Annotated in this window: 13 protein-coding genes; 5 read left to right on the forward strand and 8 right to left on the reverse strand. The window is 63.5% G+C overall.

Features of this window, described 5'->3' with window-relative positions; translation table 11 throughout:
• Positions 1 to 50 precede the first annotated feature (50 nt).
• A complete protein-coding gene (arr, locus tag EB836_RS15310) occupies positions 51 to 464 on the reverse strand; it encodes an NAD(+)--rifampin ADP-ribosyltransferase (RefSeq protein ID WP_135541914.1) in 414 nt (137 codons plus the stop codon).
• Positions 465 to 703: 239 nt separating this feature from the next.
• Between arr and EB836_RS15315 the strand changes: the two genes are divergently transcribed.
• The gene (locus EB836_RS15315) at positions 704 to 2,011 is read left to right on the forward strand and encodes an Nramp family divalent metal transporter (RefSeq protein ID WP_135541916.1); all 1,308 of its coding nucleotides are present in this window, start codon (positions 704 to 706) and stop codon (positions 2,009 to 2,011) included.
• Here the strand turns inward: EB836_RS15315 and EB836_RS15320 are convergent.
• The 4 genes from EB836_RS15320 to EB836_RS15335 all read right to left on the reverse strand — a co-directional run bounded on the left by EB836_RS15320 (position 2,001) and on the right by EB836_RS15335 (position 5,050).
• Positions 2,001 to 2,498, reverse strand: a complete 498-nt coding sequence (locus EB836_RS15320; protein ID WP_062860577.1) for a GNAT family N-acetyltransferase — start codon at positions 2,496 to 2,498, stop codon at positions 2,001 to 2,003. The genes EB836_RS15315 and EB836_RS15320 overlap by 11 nt on opposite strands.
• A 52-nt stretch (positions 2,499 to 2,550) precedes the next feature.
• The gene (locus tag EB836_RS15325; RefSeq protein ID WP_135541918.1) at positions 2,551 to 3,333 is read right to left on the reverse strand and encodes a DUF4352 domain-containing protein; all 783 of its coding nucleotides are present in this window, start codon (positions 3,331 to 3,333) and stop codon (positions 2,551 to 2,553) included.
• A 254-nt stretch (positions 3,334 to 3,587) separates the two neighbouring features.
• Positions 3,588 to 4,616 (reverse strand): aldo/keto reductase, encoded by a 1,029-nt coding sequence (locus EB836_RS15330; RefSeq protein WP_135541920.1) that lies wholly within the window; start codon positions 4,614 to 4,616, stop codon positions 3,588 to 3,590.
• Positions 4,613 to 5,050: a MerR family transcriptional regulator gene (locus EB836_RS15335; protein WP_062860579.1), complete on the reverse strand. Its 438-nt coding sequence runs from the start codon at positions 5,048 to 5,050 to the stop codon at positions 4,613 to 4,615. Before EB836_RS15335 ends, EB836_RS15330 begins: the two co-directional genes overlap by 4 nt.
• Before the next feature lie 301 nt (positions 5,051 to 5,351).
• Here EB836_RS15335 and EB836_RS15340 point away from each other — a divergent pair, with 301 nt between their 5' ends.
• The 4 genes from EB836_RS15340 to EB836_RS15355 all read left to right on the forward strand — a co-directional run bounded on the left by EB836_RS15340 (position 5,352) and on the right by EB836_RS15355 (position 10,018).
• Entirely contained in the window at positions 5,352 to 6,500 is a 1,149-nt protein-coding gene (locus EB836_RS15340) for an acyl-CoA dehydrogenase family protein (protein ID WP_135541921.1), read from the forward strand.
• 84 nt (positions 6,501 to 6,584) lie between these two features.
• Positions 6,585 to 7,760 (forward strand): acyl-CoA dehydrogenase family protein, encoded by a 1,176-nt coding sequence (locus EB836_RS15345; RefSeq protein WP_135541923.1) that lies wholly within the window; start codon positions 6,585 to 6,587, stop codon positions 7,758 to 7,760.
• Between the two features lie 108 nt (positions 7,761 to 7,868).
• A complete protein-coding gene (locus EB836_RS15350; RefSeq protein WP_205683387.1) occupies positions 7,869 to 8,765 on the forward strand; it encodes a MaoC family dehydratase N-terminal domain-containing protein in 897 nt (298 codons plus the stop codon).
• Between the two features lie 74 nt (positions 8,766 to 8,839).
• Positions 8,840 to 10,018, forward strand: coding sequence for a CoA transferase (locus EB836_RS15355; RefSeq protein ID WP_135541925.1), 1,179 nt, complete (start codon positions 8,840 to 8,842; stop codon positions 10,016 to 10,018).
• 86 nt (positions 10,019 to 10,104) lie between these two features.
• Here the strand turns inward: EB836_RS15355 and EB836_RS15360 are convergent, their stop codons facing one another.
• The 3 genes from EB836_RS15360 to EB836_RS15370 are packed head-to-tail and all read right to left on the reverse strand — an operon-like array spanning position 10,105 to position 14,692.
• On the reverse strand, positions 10,105 to 11,583 hold the full coding sequence (locus tag EB836_RS15360) for an amidohydrolase family protein (protein WP_135541927.1): 1,479 nt from the start codon (positions 11,581 to 11,583) through the stop codon (positions 10,105 to 10,107).
• Positions 11,580 to 13,049, reverse strand: a complete 1,470-nt coding sequence (locus EB836_RS15365; protein ID WP_167854483.1) for a serine hydrolase domain-containing protein — start codon at positions 13,047 to 13,049, stop codon at positions 11,580 to 11,582. The genes EB836_RS15360 and EB836_RS15365 overlap by 4 nt, the downstream gene beginning before the upstream one ends.
• Positions 13,050 to 13,090: 41 nt before the next feature.
• Positions 13,091 to 14,692 (reverse strand): ABC transporter substrate-binding protein, encoded by a 1,602-nt coding sequence (locus EB836_RS15370; protein ID WP_167854484.1) that lies wholly within the window; start codon positions 14,690 to 14,692, stop codon positions 13,091 to 13,093.
• Between the last annotated feature and the right edge of the window lies 1 nt (position 14,693).

Below are 14,693 nucleotides of genomic sequence, written 5' to 3' on the forward strand. Positions count from 1 at the left end.
AGCGAGGTTGACTCCTCGCAGGCGCAGTGGGATGTGCCGCCTCGGCGGTGTCAGTTGATGATCTCTTTGTCATCGTCCTCGCGGATGGCCGCCAGCCTCTCGCGCCACATTCGCAGGTCCTGCTCGCTCAGGCGCTTCCAGTCGGTGACCTCGCGGACGATGCGCAGGGGTTCGGTGCTGCGAAAGGAACGGGTGGGGTTGCCGGGGAACTTCTTGTCCGTGACGTTCGGGTCGTCGTCGTAGTCACCGAGGGGTTCAACCTCGTAGACGTGCGGCTGTCCGCCGTTGAGGGCGGCCACCTCGGCGGCCAATCCTGCACCGTCGGGCAGGGCCGTGAAGTAGATGTGATTCAGCGTCACTTCGGGTCGGTAGTTCGAAGCGAAGCCTGCGGTCAGCAGGTCGCCGGGTGCGAGTTCGGCACGGGTGCCGTGGAAGAAGGGTCCTTCATCGAGTGCTGCAGCCATGGCGTCGAATATACGCTCGAAGACTGCGAATCGGCCTCGGATTCGGCGACTAGAATGGGCCTTGAGCGGGCGGTGAAGTGCGCCGCGACATGGTTTGAAGCAGGGGCGCTTCCCGGGTGTTGAGACTTCGGTCCCGCGATTCGATAACTTCGGCGATACTCTCCTGAGCGAACGATGCCCCGAGACAACGGTTCCGGCGGCGCCGTCGACGTACCCACGTGAAGGAGCCCACCCCGCCAATGTCCGCCGAAACGACGACGCAGACGAAGAACGCCGCCTCGGCGCCGACATCACTGACCGGACGACTGCGGCTCATCGGTCCGGGGATCGTTCTGGCGTTGGCCAGCGTCGGGGCCTCGGACATGATCACGACGATGAACTCCGGCGCCGAATACGGTCTGGCGCTCATCTGGGTGTTCACCGTCGGGATCATCCTCAAATTCGTCCTCTCCGAGGCAGTATCCCGGCTGCAGATGAGCGGTGACCGGTCTTTGATCTCCCACCTCACCCGGTTCGGCGGACGGACGTTCCCGGTGCTGTTCCTCATCGCAGAGCTGCTTGTCGGACTGTTCTTCGGGGCCGGTGTCATCGCGGTGACGACGACGATCCTGCAGGCGATCTTCCCCGTCCTGCCGTTCTGGCCGACCGCGATCGTCGTGCTCCTCTCCGCCGCGGTGCTTGTCGGCATCGGCCGGTACGGGATCGTGGAAAAGGCGATGATGGGCTTCGGAATCATCATGTTCTTCGGCATCCTCGCCCTGGCGATCTCCGTGTTCCAAGGCCAGGACGCGCAGGAGGTCGCCGCGGCGACGATCGTGCCGACGTTCCCGAACACCTCGATCATCACGGTGATGTCGCTCATCGGCGGAGTCGGGGGAGCGACCGGCATCCTCGCCTACTCGTTCTGGATCCGTGAGAAGGCATGGCGGACCCCCGACTGGAAGCCCGTCGTCCGGCTCGACCTGTTCATCAGCTACGGACTCGTCTTCGTCTTCGCCGTGGCGATGAGCGCCGTGGGTGCCTTCATCCTCTACGGGCAGGGCTTCACGATTTCGGACAATGATGCGCTGTTCGCGATCGCCGATGACCTGGTGGGTCGGATCGGTGAGACCGGCCGGCTCGTGTTCCTCATCAGCTTCCTCGCCGTGGTGTATACGAGCGTGCTCGGCGGGTTCTCCGGAATCGCCTACGTCACCGCCGACTGCCTGCGCGTGCTGCGCCGCTACCCGCACCAGGACGAACCGGCCAATGAGATGTCGGCGAAGTCGATCGAATTCCGCGGCGTCCTCGTCTACCTCTCGATCGCAACGTTGGTCATCATGAGCCTCGGCAAACCCGTCACCCTCGTGCTCGTCTACGCAGCGATCAGCGCGTTCATTCTGCCGGTGCTCGCCCTGGCGCTGCTCGTCATCCTCAATCGCTCATCCGTGCCGGCTCAGCTGCGCAACACGAAGTGGTCGAACGTGCTGCTGGCCGTGTGCTTGGCCCTGTTCGGGTTCCTCGCCGCCCTGCAGGTCAAGGAGTCGGTGATGGGACTTATTGGTTGAGGTCTTTGAAGTATCGGGCGACCGGCCAGCGTTCGAATCCGGCTGACTCGTATGCCGACCGTGCTGGGGCATGACCCCGATCATCACCGGTCTCGACCATGACCATGTTCATTCCGGCACGCCTGATGCGCTCGAACGAATACTCAAGGAGTGCATTGCCGACGCCCTGCCGCTGGAATCGTGGATCAACCGCGAGCACGTAGACTTCGCCCATGCGGTCCTCCGGATGCAGGCGAGTGCAGACCCATCCCGCCGGTTCCTCGGCCACCAGAGCGACATCGATCTGCTGCGGTTCGCCGTCGAGCGTCTGCGCGAGATCGTCATACTGACGTTCCCGCCAACCTCGCGGGTAGAACGATTCGTAGACGAAGCCCGGAACGTCGGTCTCAAGCAGCGGGAAGACCGGCTCCCATGCGCGAATCGACAGATCCAGCAGTGCGTCACGATGCGACGGCTGGTACGCGACGATCTGCGGTGTGGCATCCATGAACACAGTGTCGCAGACGGGAGGCGATCATGTGCCGGAATGGTGGTGACTGCTAGCGCTTCGTGATCCAAACGGCGCGCTCGCTGCTGAAGCTGAACAATTCGTCGCTGATCAGTGCGTACTTTCCTTTTTCGCCAGTATCGGCAAAGCACAGATTTCCGTCGGCACTACCTCCGGGGGCAATATCTCCGTAACTGAGGGGATCCTCGCCAGAGAGGGTCGTGTCTTTCATGTCTCCGGATGGATACTGAAGCTTCCAGTCGATAGCGTTGTACGAAACTTCTGAGTCGCCGTCATTCTTGATTGTGACTTTCGAGCACAGCTGGGCGCCGAAAGTATCATTGACGGTCCGTAACTCTTCAGCCGTGACCTTGACGCCGCGGGTGCTGATTTCTTCGCCTGGTTTGCCGACGATGTCGTCTTCAGTCTGTCCCGGAAATTGGTCAGTCTTCGGTTCCATTTCTTGAACGTCTTCGGCCGGCTCCGCTGCTGGTTGTGCTGCTGACTGCGTGTCCTTTTGATCTGAACCAAGTGATCCGATGAAAGCACCGGTTGTAATGCTGGAAGCCAGGGCTAGGAGGACTGCGAGAACTGAAGCGACGAGGCCGAAGATTGACGCTACTTTATTCGTTGCAACCCGCTTGGACACCCTGACGATTCCGAGTATTCCGAAGATCCCACCAATGATGCCCAGTGGTATTGCAGTGAAAAGCGATACGAATGGGATGAACCCGAGTACGAGCGCAACGATCCCTAAAACGAGTGCTGTTGTGCCGAATCCGTTCTTCGGTTGGGGACGCAATTGGGCATACTGAACGGGCTGATAGTAGGTCAAGGGCAGGGTTCCTTCGAGTCCAAATTGTTGCAGGGAGATATATGACTCGATAGTAGGCACAGCAGGACTAGTGTCTTGACCAATATTGAGTACGTTTCAATAACGTTTTTCCAGGTCACGCAGTGCACCTGGTGTGCTCACCTGCCCCCGGGGTGTTCTGTTCAGCTGAGGTTCGACGAGGCGTCGCCGCGATTAAACTCGGCAGCCTGTCAACCGTGCCCGTGCCCTGGACAATATGAGGGCCCTTTCCTGCCTCACTCGCGGCCGGAACTGATCCATTTCGGATTGTCGACGATGTTGCGGCCGCCCTCGACGAGCGTGCGGATCTCATCGAGTCGTTGCATATCGGCAGGCTCGAGCCGCAGATCGAGCGCGCCGAGGTTCTCCAGACTGCGTTCGGGTTTGCGGGAGCCTGGGATCGGAACTGCGTTGACTCCCATCTTTGCCGCCCGGTGAAAAAGCCAGCCCAACGCCACCTGAGCGTTGGTCGCGTTGTGACGGTCGGCCACCGCGGCGACGATGGAGACGATCCGTTGGTTGGCCTCCCACGCATCACCCATGCGCGCGGTCCCGCCGCGGACGTCACCGGCCACCTGGTCCTTCGTCAGGGTGCCGGTGAGGAATCCGCGTCCCAGCGGACTGTACGGGACGAATCCGACCCCGAGTTCCGCGCAGGCAGGCACGACGTGGTCTTCGACATCGCGTGACCACAGGCTCCATTCGGACTGGACCGCGCTGATCGGGTGGATCGCATGGGCACGACGCAGCTCGTCCGCGGTGACCTCGGACAGGCCGATGTGCGCGACCTTGCCGGCCGTGATCAGCTCGGCCATCGCCCCGACCGTGTCCTCGATGGGAACGTCGGAATCCGGCCGATGCAGATAGTAGAGATCGATGGAATCCACGCCGAGGCGGCGCAGCGAAGCATCGCACGCTTCGTGTGCGTACTCGGGCCGTCCATCCGTTCGTTTCGTCGATCCGTCGGAGAGCGTGCGCAGCCCGGTGATTCCGAATTTCGTGGCGAGCTGGACGTCATCGCGGCGCTTGGCCAGGAACGGGGCGAGCATCTCCTCGTTCGTTCCGGCCGGACCGGTGGTGCCGTCGCGGGGTTCGCCGTAGACGTCGGCAGTGTCGAGCAGGGTGATGCCGGCATCGACGACTTCACCGAGTGTGGCGCGGGCATCGTCGTCGGTCGTGCCACCGTAGACGTGGGACAGTGCCATGCAGCCGAAGCCGATGGGGGAGACCTCGAACTCGCCGAGGAGGCTGGTCGTAGTGGTCATGGGTGGTGTCCTTTCGGAGAGTGCGAGGTGTCGTCGGGAGCGCCGCCGTAGACGGCGATCTTGTACTCGGTGGCGGTCAATGCTCGTTCGAGGTCGTGGATCTGCTCGATGATCCGCTGCCGTTGGTCGCGCATGATCTGCAGGCGTTCAGGTGTGGTCGACTCGCCCTGGTTGACGAGTTCGACATAGCGGGTGAGTTCGCGGATTCCCATACCGGATGACCGCATGCGCACGAGGAAGTCGAGCCGGTCGACGGCTCTCTGGTCGAAGACGCGATGGCCCGAGGTTGAGCGTCCCACCTGGATGAGTCCCATGTGTTCGTAGTAGCGGGCAGTGTGTGCCGTGATGCCGAGGCGATTGCAGACCTCGCCGATGGAAAGGGGTGCATCGGTGGGTCGCGGAGGAGTCTCGACAGCAGGGGCAGCGTCAGTCATAGCGTCAACGCTAGAACTTCGAGTGCACTCTAAGTCAAGGGTTCTTCGAAGATTGTGCAATTGAACGGACCGGCTATGTTCGGCAGTGAATAGTTGAACGTAATTGTTGATGGATATAGCAATAAATGAGCTATATTGATAATGTTTGATTGACTAATGGTGAGAGCTCGCCGACGAGACAGACCGCATAGTCGCACCGTCTCGGAACGGAGGCGCCGACTGCGGGGATTGGTGGTCGGGCAATCGCCCCGTGCACCGCCTTCACGTGGTGCCCTCAATGATCGAGGAGACAGCAGTCCGCATGGCAGTGAGCAATGAAGAGCAGATGATGATCGACCTGGTCGCCGAATTCATCGACGAGCAGGTCAAACCCAGCGTCAACAAGGTCGAGCACGCCGATGAATACCCCGAAGCGTGGATCCAGACGATGAAGGACATGGGCATCTACGGGCTCGCCATCGATGAACCGTGGGGGATGGGCAAGGTCTCGACCGAGGCCTATGCGCTCATCACGCAGGAACTCGCTCGCGGGTGGATGTCCCTGGCAGGGGCGATGGGCGGGCACACCGTCGTCGCGAAGCTCCTCCAGGAATACGGTACGCAGGAACAGAAGGAGAGGTACCTGCCGCGGATGGCCACGGGTGAGCTGCGCGCGACGATGGCGCTGACCGAACCCGGCGGCGGATCCGATCTGCAGGCGATGCGCACAACAGCTGCCAAGGACGGTGACGACTACGTCATCAACGGCGCGAAGACGTGGATCACGAACGCCCGGAAATCCGACCTCATCGCTTTGCTGTGCAAGACCGACCCCGAGGCGGAACCCCGTCACAAGGGCATCTCGATCATCCTCGTGGAGAAGGGGGAGGGGTTTACCGTCTCCCAGGATCTGTCGAAGCTCGGTTACAAGGGCGTTGAGACGTGCGAGCTGTCCTTCGACGGTCTTCGGCAGCCGCAGTCGCAGCTGCTGGGTGAGGCCGAGGGTGTCGGGTTCAAGCAGATGATGAAGGGCCTCGAGATCGGCCGCATCCAGGTCGCGTCCCGGTCGCTCGGTGTTGCGCAGGCTGCGCTCGATGATGCGGTGAAGTATTCGCAGGAGCGTGAGTCGATGGGCAAGCCGATCTGGAAGCACCAGTCGGTGGGCAACAAGCTCGCGACGATGGCGACGAAGCTCGAGGCCGCCCGGCAGCTCGTCCTCCACGCCGCTCGCACCTATGATTCGGGTGCGCGTGTGGACATGGAGGCAGGAATGGCGAAGCTCTATGCCTCGGAGATGGCCGCCGAGGTGGCCCTCGATGCCATCCGCGTCCATGGCGGTTACGGATACTCCACCGAATACGACGTCGAACGCTACTACCGCGATGCTCCGCTGATGATCGTCGGCGAAGGCACGAACGAGATCCAGATGAACGTCATCGCCAAGCAGCTCATCGGTCGGAACAAGGCCTGAGGCTCGTGGGCGGCACCCACACCTGTCGTACCCACACGATTCGCCTCTAGCCACCTGGCCACGAATCCAACCCGAGGGAAGAACATGACCCACAAACCCCGTCCGCGTCCGGACACTCCGCACATGATGACCGAGGAGCGCCTCGAAATTCAGGCGCTCGCCCGCGAGTTCGCTCGCGATGTCGTTCTGCCGATTGCCAATGAGCTCGACCCGGTCGAGGGGCAGTTCCCGGATTCGATGGTCAAGCAGATGGCGGAGATGGGGTTCTTCGGCATCCTCATCCCCGAGGAATACGGGGGACTGGGGCTTGGTGTGTTCGAGTACTGCCTCGTGGCTGAGGAACTCTCCCGTGCTTGGATGTCGGTGGCCGGCCTGTTGGCTCGCGGCAACGGCATGGGTGGTGGGTTCTCTCCTGAGCAGGAGGCCCGTCTGCTGCCGAAGGTCGCCAGTGGTGAGTACCTCGGGGCCTTCGCCCTGTCTGAGGCCGAGGCCGGGTCGGATGTGGCGAATTTGCGGTGCAAGGCCGAACGCAATGCCGATGGTGATTGGGTCATCAACGGGACGAAGATGTGGTGCACGTATGCCGATCAGGCCGACTACATCGTCCTCTTCGCCCGCACCTCGGTCGAGGAGAAGCGACATCGGGGGATCTCGGTGTTCCTCGTCGAGAAGGAACGCGGCACCTTCCCCGAGGGGATCTCCGGGGCGCCGGCGAAGAAGATCGGGTACCACGGGTGGAAGACGTGGGAGCTGTCGTTCGACAACTTCGTCCTGCCTGCCGATGCTCTGCTCGGTGAGGAAGGACGCGGGTTCTACCAGGCGGTGTCCGGCCTCGAGGTCGGGCGTGCGCACACGGCGGCGCGGTCGATCGGTCTGGCGCAGGCGGCGCTCGAGGACTCGGTGAAGTATCTCAAGGAACGCGAACAGTTCGGGCATCCGTTGGCTGATTTCCAGCATCTGCGGTTCAAGGTCGCGGACATGGCCGCTCAGATCGAGGCGTGCCGGCAACTGATGTACCACGTGTGCACGGAGATCGATTCGGGTCGTCGCTGTGACAAGGAAGCGGCGATGGTGAAGTACCTGGCCGGAGAGATGAGTGAGAAGGTCACCTCGGAGGCGCTGCAGATCCATGGTGGTGCCGGGTACACGAAGGACTTCGCCGTCGAGCGCCACTGGAGGGATGCGCGGTTGACGAAGATCTTCGAAGGGTCGTCGGAGATCCAGATGCGCATCATCTCCGACGAACTCCTCGGCCGCTGAATTACTACCCGACGGCCTCCCAGCAACCTGGCGCGAGGTTGCTAGGCGCCCCTCAGGGAGCAATTGGGGTGGGCTGATGGGCGGCACACCACCACTACCGTAAGGAATATGACAGAGATGAGCGACACCCCGAATCTCCAGGACTGGGTCGGTCGGACAACGACCGCCACCGAGGTGGCCGACGGTCAGCGAGCATCCCGCCTGTCCTCCCTGCTCGGTCACGACAGCGTTGACACGCGCGCTGATGCGACAACTGCGCCAGTGGCGACACCCCTGTTCCCGCTCGGGCATTGGCTGCACTTCTCCGAGGACGATGTGCCGATGAGCGATCTCGGAGCCGACGGGCATGCGGCCTTGGGTGGGTTCATGCCCCCGGTGCCGTTGCCGAGGCGGATGTGGGCCGGCAGTGATCTGACCTTCCACACCCCGATCCACCCGGGCCAGAAGTTGGAGCGGACGACGACGATCGAATCAATTGCAGAGAAGACCGGCGGCACCGGGCCGCTGTGCTTCGTCACGCTAAAGCACGAGGTCACCGCCGATGGGGTCTTGGCGACGACGGATCGGCACACGATCGTCTACCGGGAAGCCACCTCGGCACCCGAGGGTTCAGCAGCACGCCCGCCCCGAGCAGATTCACCCGTCCCGGACGGCTGGGAGTGGTCGGAGTCCGTCCGCTCGAACGAGGTCATGCTCTTCCGATATTCGGCGCTGACGTTCAACTCTCATCGCATCCACTACGATCACCCCTACGTCACCGAAGTGGAGGGGTATCCGGGATTGGTCACGCATGGTCCGTTGACGGCGACCCTGTTGTTGGATGCGTTCATCACCAGGCATCCCGGAGAAGCCGTAACCGGGTACCGGTTCACCGCGAAGTCCCCACTGTTCTGCAACGAGCAGATCCACCTCGTCGGCCGTGAGACCGAAGCTGGCACCCATGAACTCCAGGCCATTGCTCCCGGTGGGAAGACTGCAATCGCTGCGACCGTGACCACCGCCTGACACCCTTCGCCGAGGTGGCCGACCCCTGATCGACACACTCTGGCTTCTGTTTTCGATTGATTGGATGAGACACCATGCCTGATACTCGCCCCGCACCGTTGACCGGACTGAAGATCGTGGAGATCTCTGCGTTCGTTGCCGCTCCTTTGGGCGGGATGACGTTGGCCCAGTTGGGTGCTGATGTCATTCGCATCGACCCGATCGGTGGCAATATCGATGCCAACCGGTGGCCGATCGCCGAGGATGGCACGAGCATTTATTGGGCGAGTCTGAACAAGGGGAAGCGTTCGGTCACTCTCGACCTCAAATCCGAGGAAGGCCAGAAGATCGCCACGCAGCTCATCGCGGAAGCGGGAACTCTGATCACGAACCTGCCCGCCCGCGGATGGCTGAGCTACGAGAATCTTGTCCAGCACCGTGAGGATCTCGTCATGCTGCGCCTGGGTGGGTGGCATGACGGGTCCCCGGCCGTGGACTACACGGTCAATGCCGCCAGTGGCTTCCCGGTCATCACCGGTGATGACGAGCGTCCGATCAACAACGCGATCCCCGCCTGGGATGTCGCCGCCGGACTCTACATCGCCAACGGGATCATGGCCGCAGAGCTCGACCGCCGCGACTCCGGGAAGGGGCAGGAGATCAACCTGGCGTTGTCGGATGTCATGCTCGCCACCGTCGGCAACCTCGGGTATATCGCCGAGGTGCAGGCGACCGGGAAGACGCGCGGACCGTTGGGCAATGGCCTCTACGGGGCGTATGGGCAGTCGTTTGAGTGCTCGGACGGTCGGCAAGTCATGGTCGCGGTGATCTCGAACAAACACTGGCGAGGCCTCGGCAAGGCAACCGGGTTGAGCGACAAGCTCGACATGATCGGCCCCCTGCTCGATGTCGACCTGACCACCGAAGGTGGCCGGTTCCAGGCACGCGAAGCCGTTGATGCGGTGGTGCGCCCCTGGTTCACAATCCACACCTCGGCGGAAGCCGAAGAAGCACTCAAAGCTGCCGGTGTCCTCGCCGGTGGGTTCCAGACGTTCGAAGAACTTGTCACCAACGACCCCCGTTGTTCGGTCGAGAATCCGCTGCTGACAGAGATCGACCAGCCCTGTGTCGGGCGGGTCCTCGCCCCGCGCGTGCCGCTGCAGTTCGGGGCCACTCCCGTCGCCGATGCCCGGCCTGCACCACAGCTGGGCGGCGACACCGAAGAAGTACTCGCCGAAATGCCCAGCCGCGACGCTGCCGCCGAATCCCACTGACCATCGGCGACCCCGTTCGCCGCCACAACCTCTGCGCACTACAGCCAGACTTGTCGCGATTGGAACAGCTGGCACCCATACAGTTCTCACCCCACCTCGGCGCGCAGGCCCCGCCCCGCATAGGAATCGCGCACCAGCTCGGAGTCCCGGACGAGGAACTCACCGTCGACCAGCAGATGCCTCACCCCCTCCGAGGTGCGGGTGCTGTCGAGATAGGTGGCCCGGTCGCGCAGTTCGGCGGGATCGATGACGACGATGTCGGCGTCGTCTCCGATTCCGATGCGTCCCTTCCGGCGCAGCGCCGGCACCGAACTCTCCAACACCTGGGCAGGCAGCAGACTGCAGCGGCGGAAGGCCTCCGACCACGTCCACACCCCGTGATCGATAACCATCATGCGCAGCGACCGAGCGTAGGTGCCCGCTGTGCGCGGATGGGTCCTGCCTCCCGGAGGCAGCGGCCACGCACGGGTATCGGTGGAACCGTCGGGCCAGGTCACATGCATTGCGTCGGAGGCGACGATGCTGTCGGGGAAGGCCAGAGAACTCGCCAGAAGCTCCCGATCCCCGGCATCGTCGTCATCGAGGAACTCGACGATGCACGAAGCCCCCGGATCCGCATCGCGGACATGACGCAGATGGGCCTCATCGCGGATACGCTCACCGGTGGCGACGAGAACGATGTTGCTCGGGGTCAGATCCCAGGCCGGCAGCCGTTCGGGTGCGAGGAACGCAGCACCGATCCCCGTGCTGCCTGCCCCATAGGGATAAGCCTCGACGCTGAGCTTCGCTCCGCCCTCCTGCGCCCGATCGATCGTCGACAGCACCCGATCGATGTGCCGACGCGAGGTGCTGTTGACATGGCAGTGGTGGGTCTGACCGCCGAATTCCATCGCGGCCCGCGCCGCCTCCTCGGTGCCGTCGAACGGAGTCGTCGGATCGGACTCGACGATCTCACGCACATGGGTGAACGTCGGCACCCCGGCCCTGGCCGCGAGTTCATTCACCGCCAGGTACTCCCGCGGATCCGTCCGCGGTGCGTACCCCTGAAGAATGCCGATACCCAGCGCTCCGGCCTCCAACTCCGTCTCCAGCAACCCGAGCCACTGGGAAAGCTGAACGGGGCTGGAATCTGCCTGCCAGTGCGGATCGGCGAGCATGGACAGACCGCTGACTAGGTCCGCATCGAAGTGCAGCCCGGACAGCACCGCCGCACGCGCCATGCCCCACGATGCTGAGAAACCGTAGTGCAGCGGACGTCCTTCCTGCGCCGCCCGCGTGTACGCACGGTCGACCGGGAGCAGTCCCGCTTCGAGCTCGAGCGCGGTGGTCACACCGTCCATGGCCTGCAGCCTCTGCCCGGCGATGGAATTGACATGCGAGTGCAGATCGATGAAACCGGGCCCGATGATGAGACCGGACGCATCGACGATCTCGGCGTCATCGTGTGCCAGGGCCGGCCCCACCTCGGCGATCCGACCGTCCCTGATGAGGACATCGCTGATCTCATCGACCCCGCTGGCCGGGTCGACGTACCGTCCTCCGGTGAAGAGAATCGTCGGTTTCATGCGTCGTCCCCCGATACGGGAGCGTCGGCCGACTCCGTGTCCGTCGAGTCCGGCCGGGCCTCGGCCCGCGGTAGGCAGCGGATGCCTACGTACGCGACGTCCCTGCCATCCACCTCGGCGAATGCCATCGGCATCCACGCGCTGCGGGCATCGGGCCGGCCGAGGACGAAGGCCTCGTTACCGGACGGATGCAGATCCATCGTCTGCACCGGTGCCTCGTCACCTTCGCCCAGGGAGCTACGGATGCGAGCCCTATAGGTGCCGTCGTCGGTCCGCAGCACCGTGAGTGCAGTGCTCGCATCGGCATAATCGCCGAGGCGGCTCTCGGGTATCGCGACCGCCGGTCGATCCGACCGGGGCCGGGTCGCCGGAGGGGCGTCGATTCCGGCGAAGGTGCGAGCGAAGGCACCGTAGATCTCAGCGGCCGCATGCGCTGCGACACCCCCGTTGCAGAAGACGACGAAGGCCAGGCCGGACGCCGGCAGGACCTGGAACCAGGCGTTGTTGCCGATCGTGGTGCCCCCGTGCCACTGCAGCTTCTGGCCCTCCCACTCATCGATCATCCAGCCCAGCCCCCACTGAGGCGCGGTGGATGCTGCCTGTTCGATGAGGGTGTGCCGCGGTTCGGACATGAGCCGAAGGGAGTCTTCGCTGAGGATCGGCACCCCCGTGCTCGTCCGTCCCGAACGTAGGACGGCGGCACCGAAGCCGAGCAGATCGTCCGCGCTGCAGGTCACCAGTCCTGCGGGTCCCATGGAGCGAGTAATCTGGGAGACCGGTGCAGGCATCCAGGTGTCGGTGCCGGGAATCGCGACGTGACCGTGCTGGTGACGGTGGGACATGATGTCCTCGGCCAGGGTGAACATGTGCTCGTTGCCCAGGCGCTGACAGATCCGGGTGTTCAAGGCCCGATCCCAGGTCACCTCGTCGAGGACCTCGATGATGCGTCCGGCGATGACGAAGCCGGAGTTGCAGTAGGAGAATCCGGTGCCCGGGCTGAATAGTGACTTCGCCTCGGACAATGTGGCCACGTACTTCTCGACGCAGTCGTCTCCGCGGCCGGTGTCGGTGAAGAGGTCACCGTCGAGACCCGAAGTGTGGGCGAGCAGATGCTCCACGGTGAGTTCGGCAGGATCGAGCTCAGCGAAGCTCAGGTCGGGAAGGATCTCCGAGACCGGAGTGTCCAGACTCAGCTTCCCTTCGTCGACGAGCTGCATGATCATCGTCGAGGTGAGGAGTTTGGTGATCGACCCGATCTGGCACAGCGTGGTCCGGTCAGTGCCGACCTCGGTGCGCAGGTTTGAGATTCCGGTGGCGGCAACGAACCGTTGCTCCGCATCGGAGACGGGATCGACGTGCAGAACGCCGGCCACGATGCCGGGCACCTCGTGCCGGCGGGCGACATCGGCCAGAAGGCCCTCCCATCGTGTGGGGTCGAAGAGCTGTGGGTCGGTTCGGGCTGTCATGTGCTGCTCCTTTGCGTCGTTCTCAGTCTGCTGTCGGGGTCTCATTCGACAAGGGTGATGCCGTTGACGTTCGTCCATCCTTGACCGAGGGAGTTCTTGACGCCTTGGCCGAAGGTGATGTCAGGGCGCACGGCGAAGGGAACATAGTCCGCTGACTGGTACATGGCGGCCTCTGCCTTCTCCCAGCTGCCGCAGGCCTCCTTGCCGGTGACCTGCGACGCCTCCTCGGCGCGGGCATCGAAGTCCGGGTTGCTGATGCCGGCGTAGTTCGAGCCCTTCGGGGGCACGGGCCCGGAGACGAAGGTGGCGAGCACATTGGGCACCGAGTAGTTCGACGCCAACCAGATGACGTCGAAGTCCTCGGCGGCTCCGGGGGAATTGATCTTCTCGAGGAACGCCCCGGCGTCCGTACCGTGATGCTTGACGCCGACACCGATCTTCGACCATTGTTCGGCCATGAGCTCAGCTGTCGAGGAGGTCTCGGGCCAGCGCGTGTACCACCCGAAGTCCAAGGTCAACGGCTGTCCGTCCTTGCTGCGCTTGCCGTCCGAACCCTTCTTCCAACCCGCCGCGTCGAGCCGGGACTCGGCATCGGCGAGGTCGTTCGACGGCAGGTTCGGCGTGGCCGCATCGTAGGTGCAGATCGTCGGATTGAGCACCGCGAGCCTCTCGGCGCGCTTTCCCTGGCCCGCCGTCTGGACTTGCATGAGCGCATCGAGATCGAGTGCCTCGGTGAGGGCGATGCGCACATCCTCATCGGCCGTCGGCGCATCCTTGGCCTGGCTGTAGGCGAATCCGCCGGTGATGAGGTCGTCCTGATAGAACGGCTCGAGGGTGGAGGCGACACGTTCCTCGTCGGGCCCCTGCACGGCTGCGATGTTGAGCTCCCCGGACAGGAGCTGATTGGCGCGGGTGCTCGGATTGTCGACGATGCTGATGTCGACCTCCTTGGGCACGCCGGGCGTCTCCCCGGTCGGTGCGCCCTCCGGTCCCCAACTGTAGTCGTCTCGACGCTCGAAGGTGTAGTGATCTCCCGGCACCGCCTTTTTGAGCGAGTACATGCCGGTGCCGTTCGTGGCGGACTCGACGCTCGTGGGATCGTCCAGAGCGCCCTGACAGTAGATTGGCTGGATCCCCATCTGAGGCAGCAGGAACGAATTGGGGGACTTCGTCGTCACGGTCACGGTCCTCGCCGCAGCATCGTCGTCGATGGTGGCATCGGCCGGGACGACGAGACCTTTGAAGCTCGACGCGTTCTCTGGATCGAGGATCCACCGGTAGTTGTTCGCCACGGTCTCCGCCGTCAGCTCGGACCCGTCCTCGCACGTGATGCCCTCCCGAATGGTGAAGCTCAGCGAGGTCGGGGTCGCCTCCCATTTCTCCGCCAGCCATCCCTGCGGTTCGCCGCTGTCATCGAAGTAGACCGGCGACTCATACGCCCACGGGTAGACATAGCTGAGAGTCGCAGAGGTGTTGACGTGCCGGAACAGGTTGCCCGGGTCTTCGTTGATGGCGACCTTGAGGGTGCCGTCGATGACAGGCTCGCCGTCCCCGCTCGAGGTTCCCGCTCCGCCGCCTCCGCCACAGGCGCTGAGGGTGAGTGCGGAGAGCCCGGCAACGGCGGCCAGTATTCGTTTCTTCATG

Origin of the sequence: Brevibacterium sp. S111 (genome assembly GCF_004745075.1) — a bacterium.
Taxonomy (GTDB): Bacteria; Actinomycetota; Actinomycetes; order Actinomycetales; family Brevibacteriaceae; genus Brevibacterium.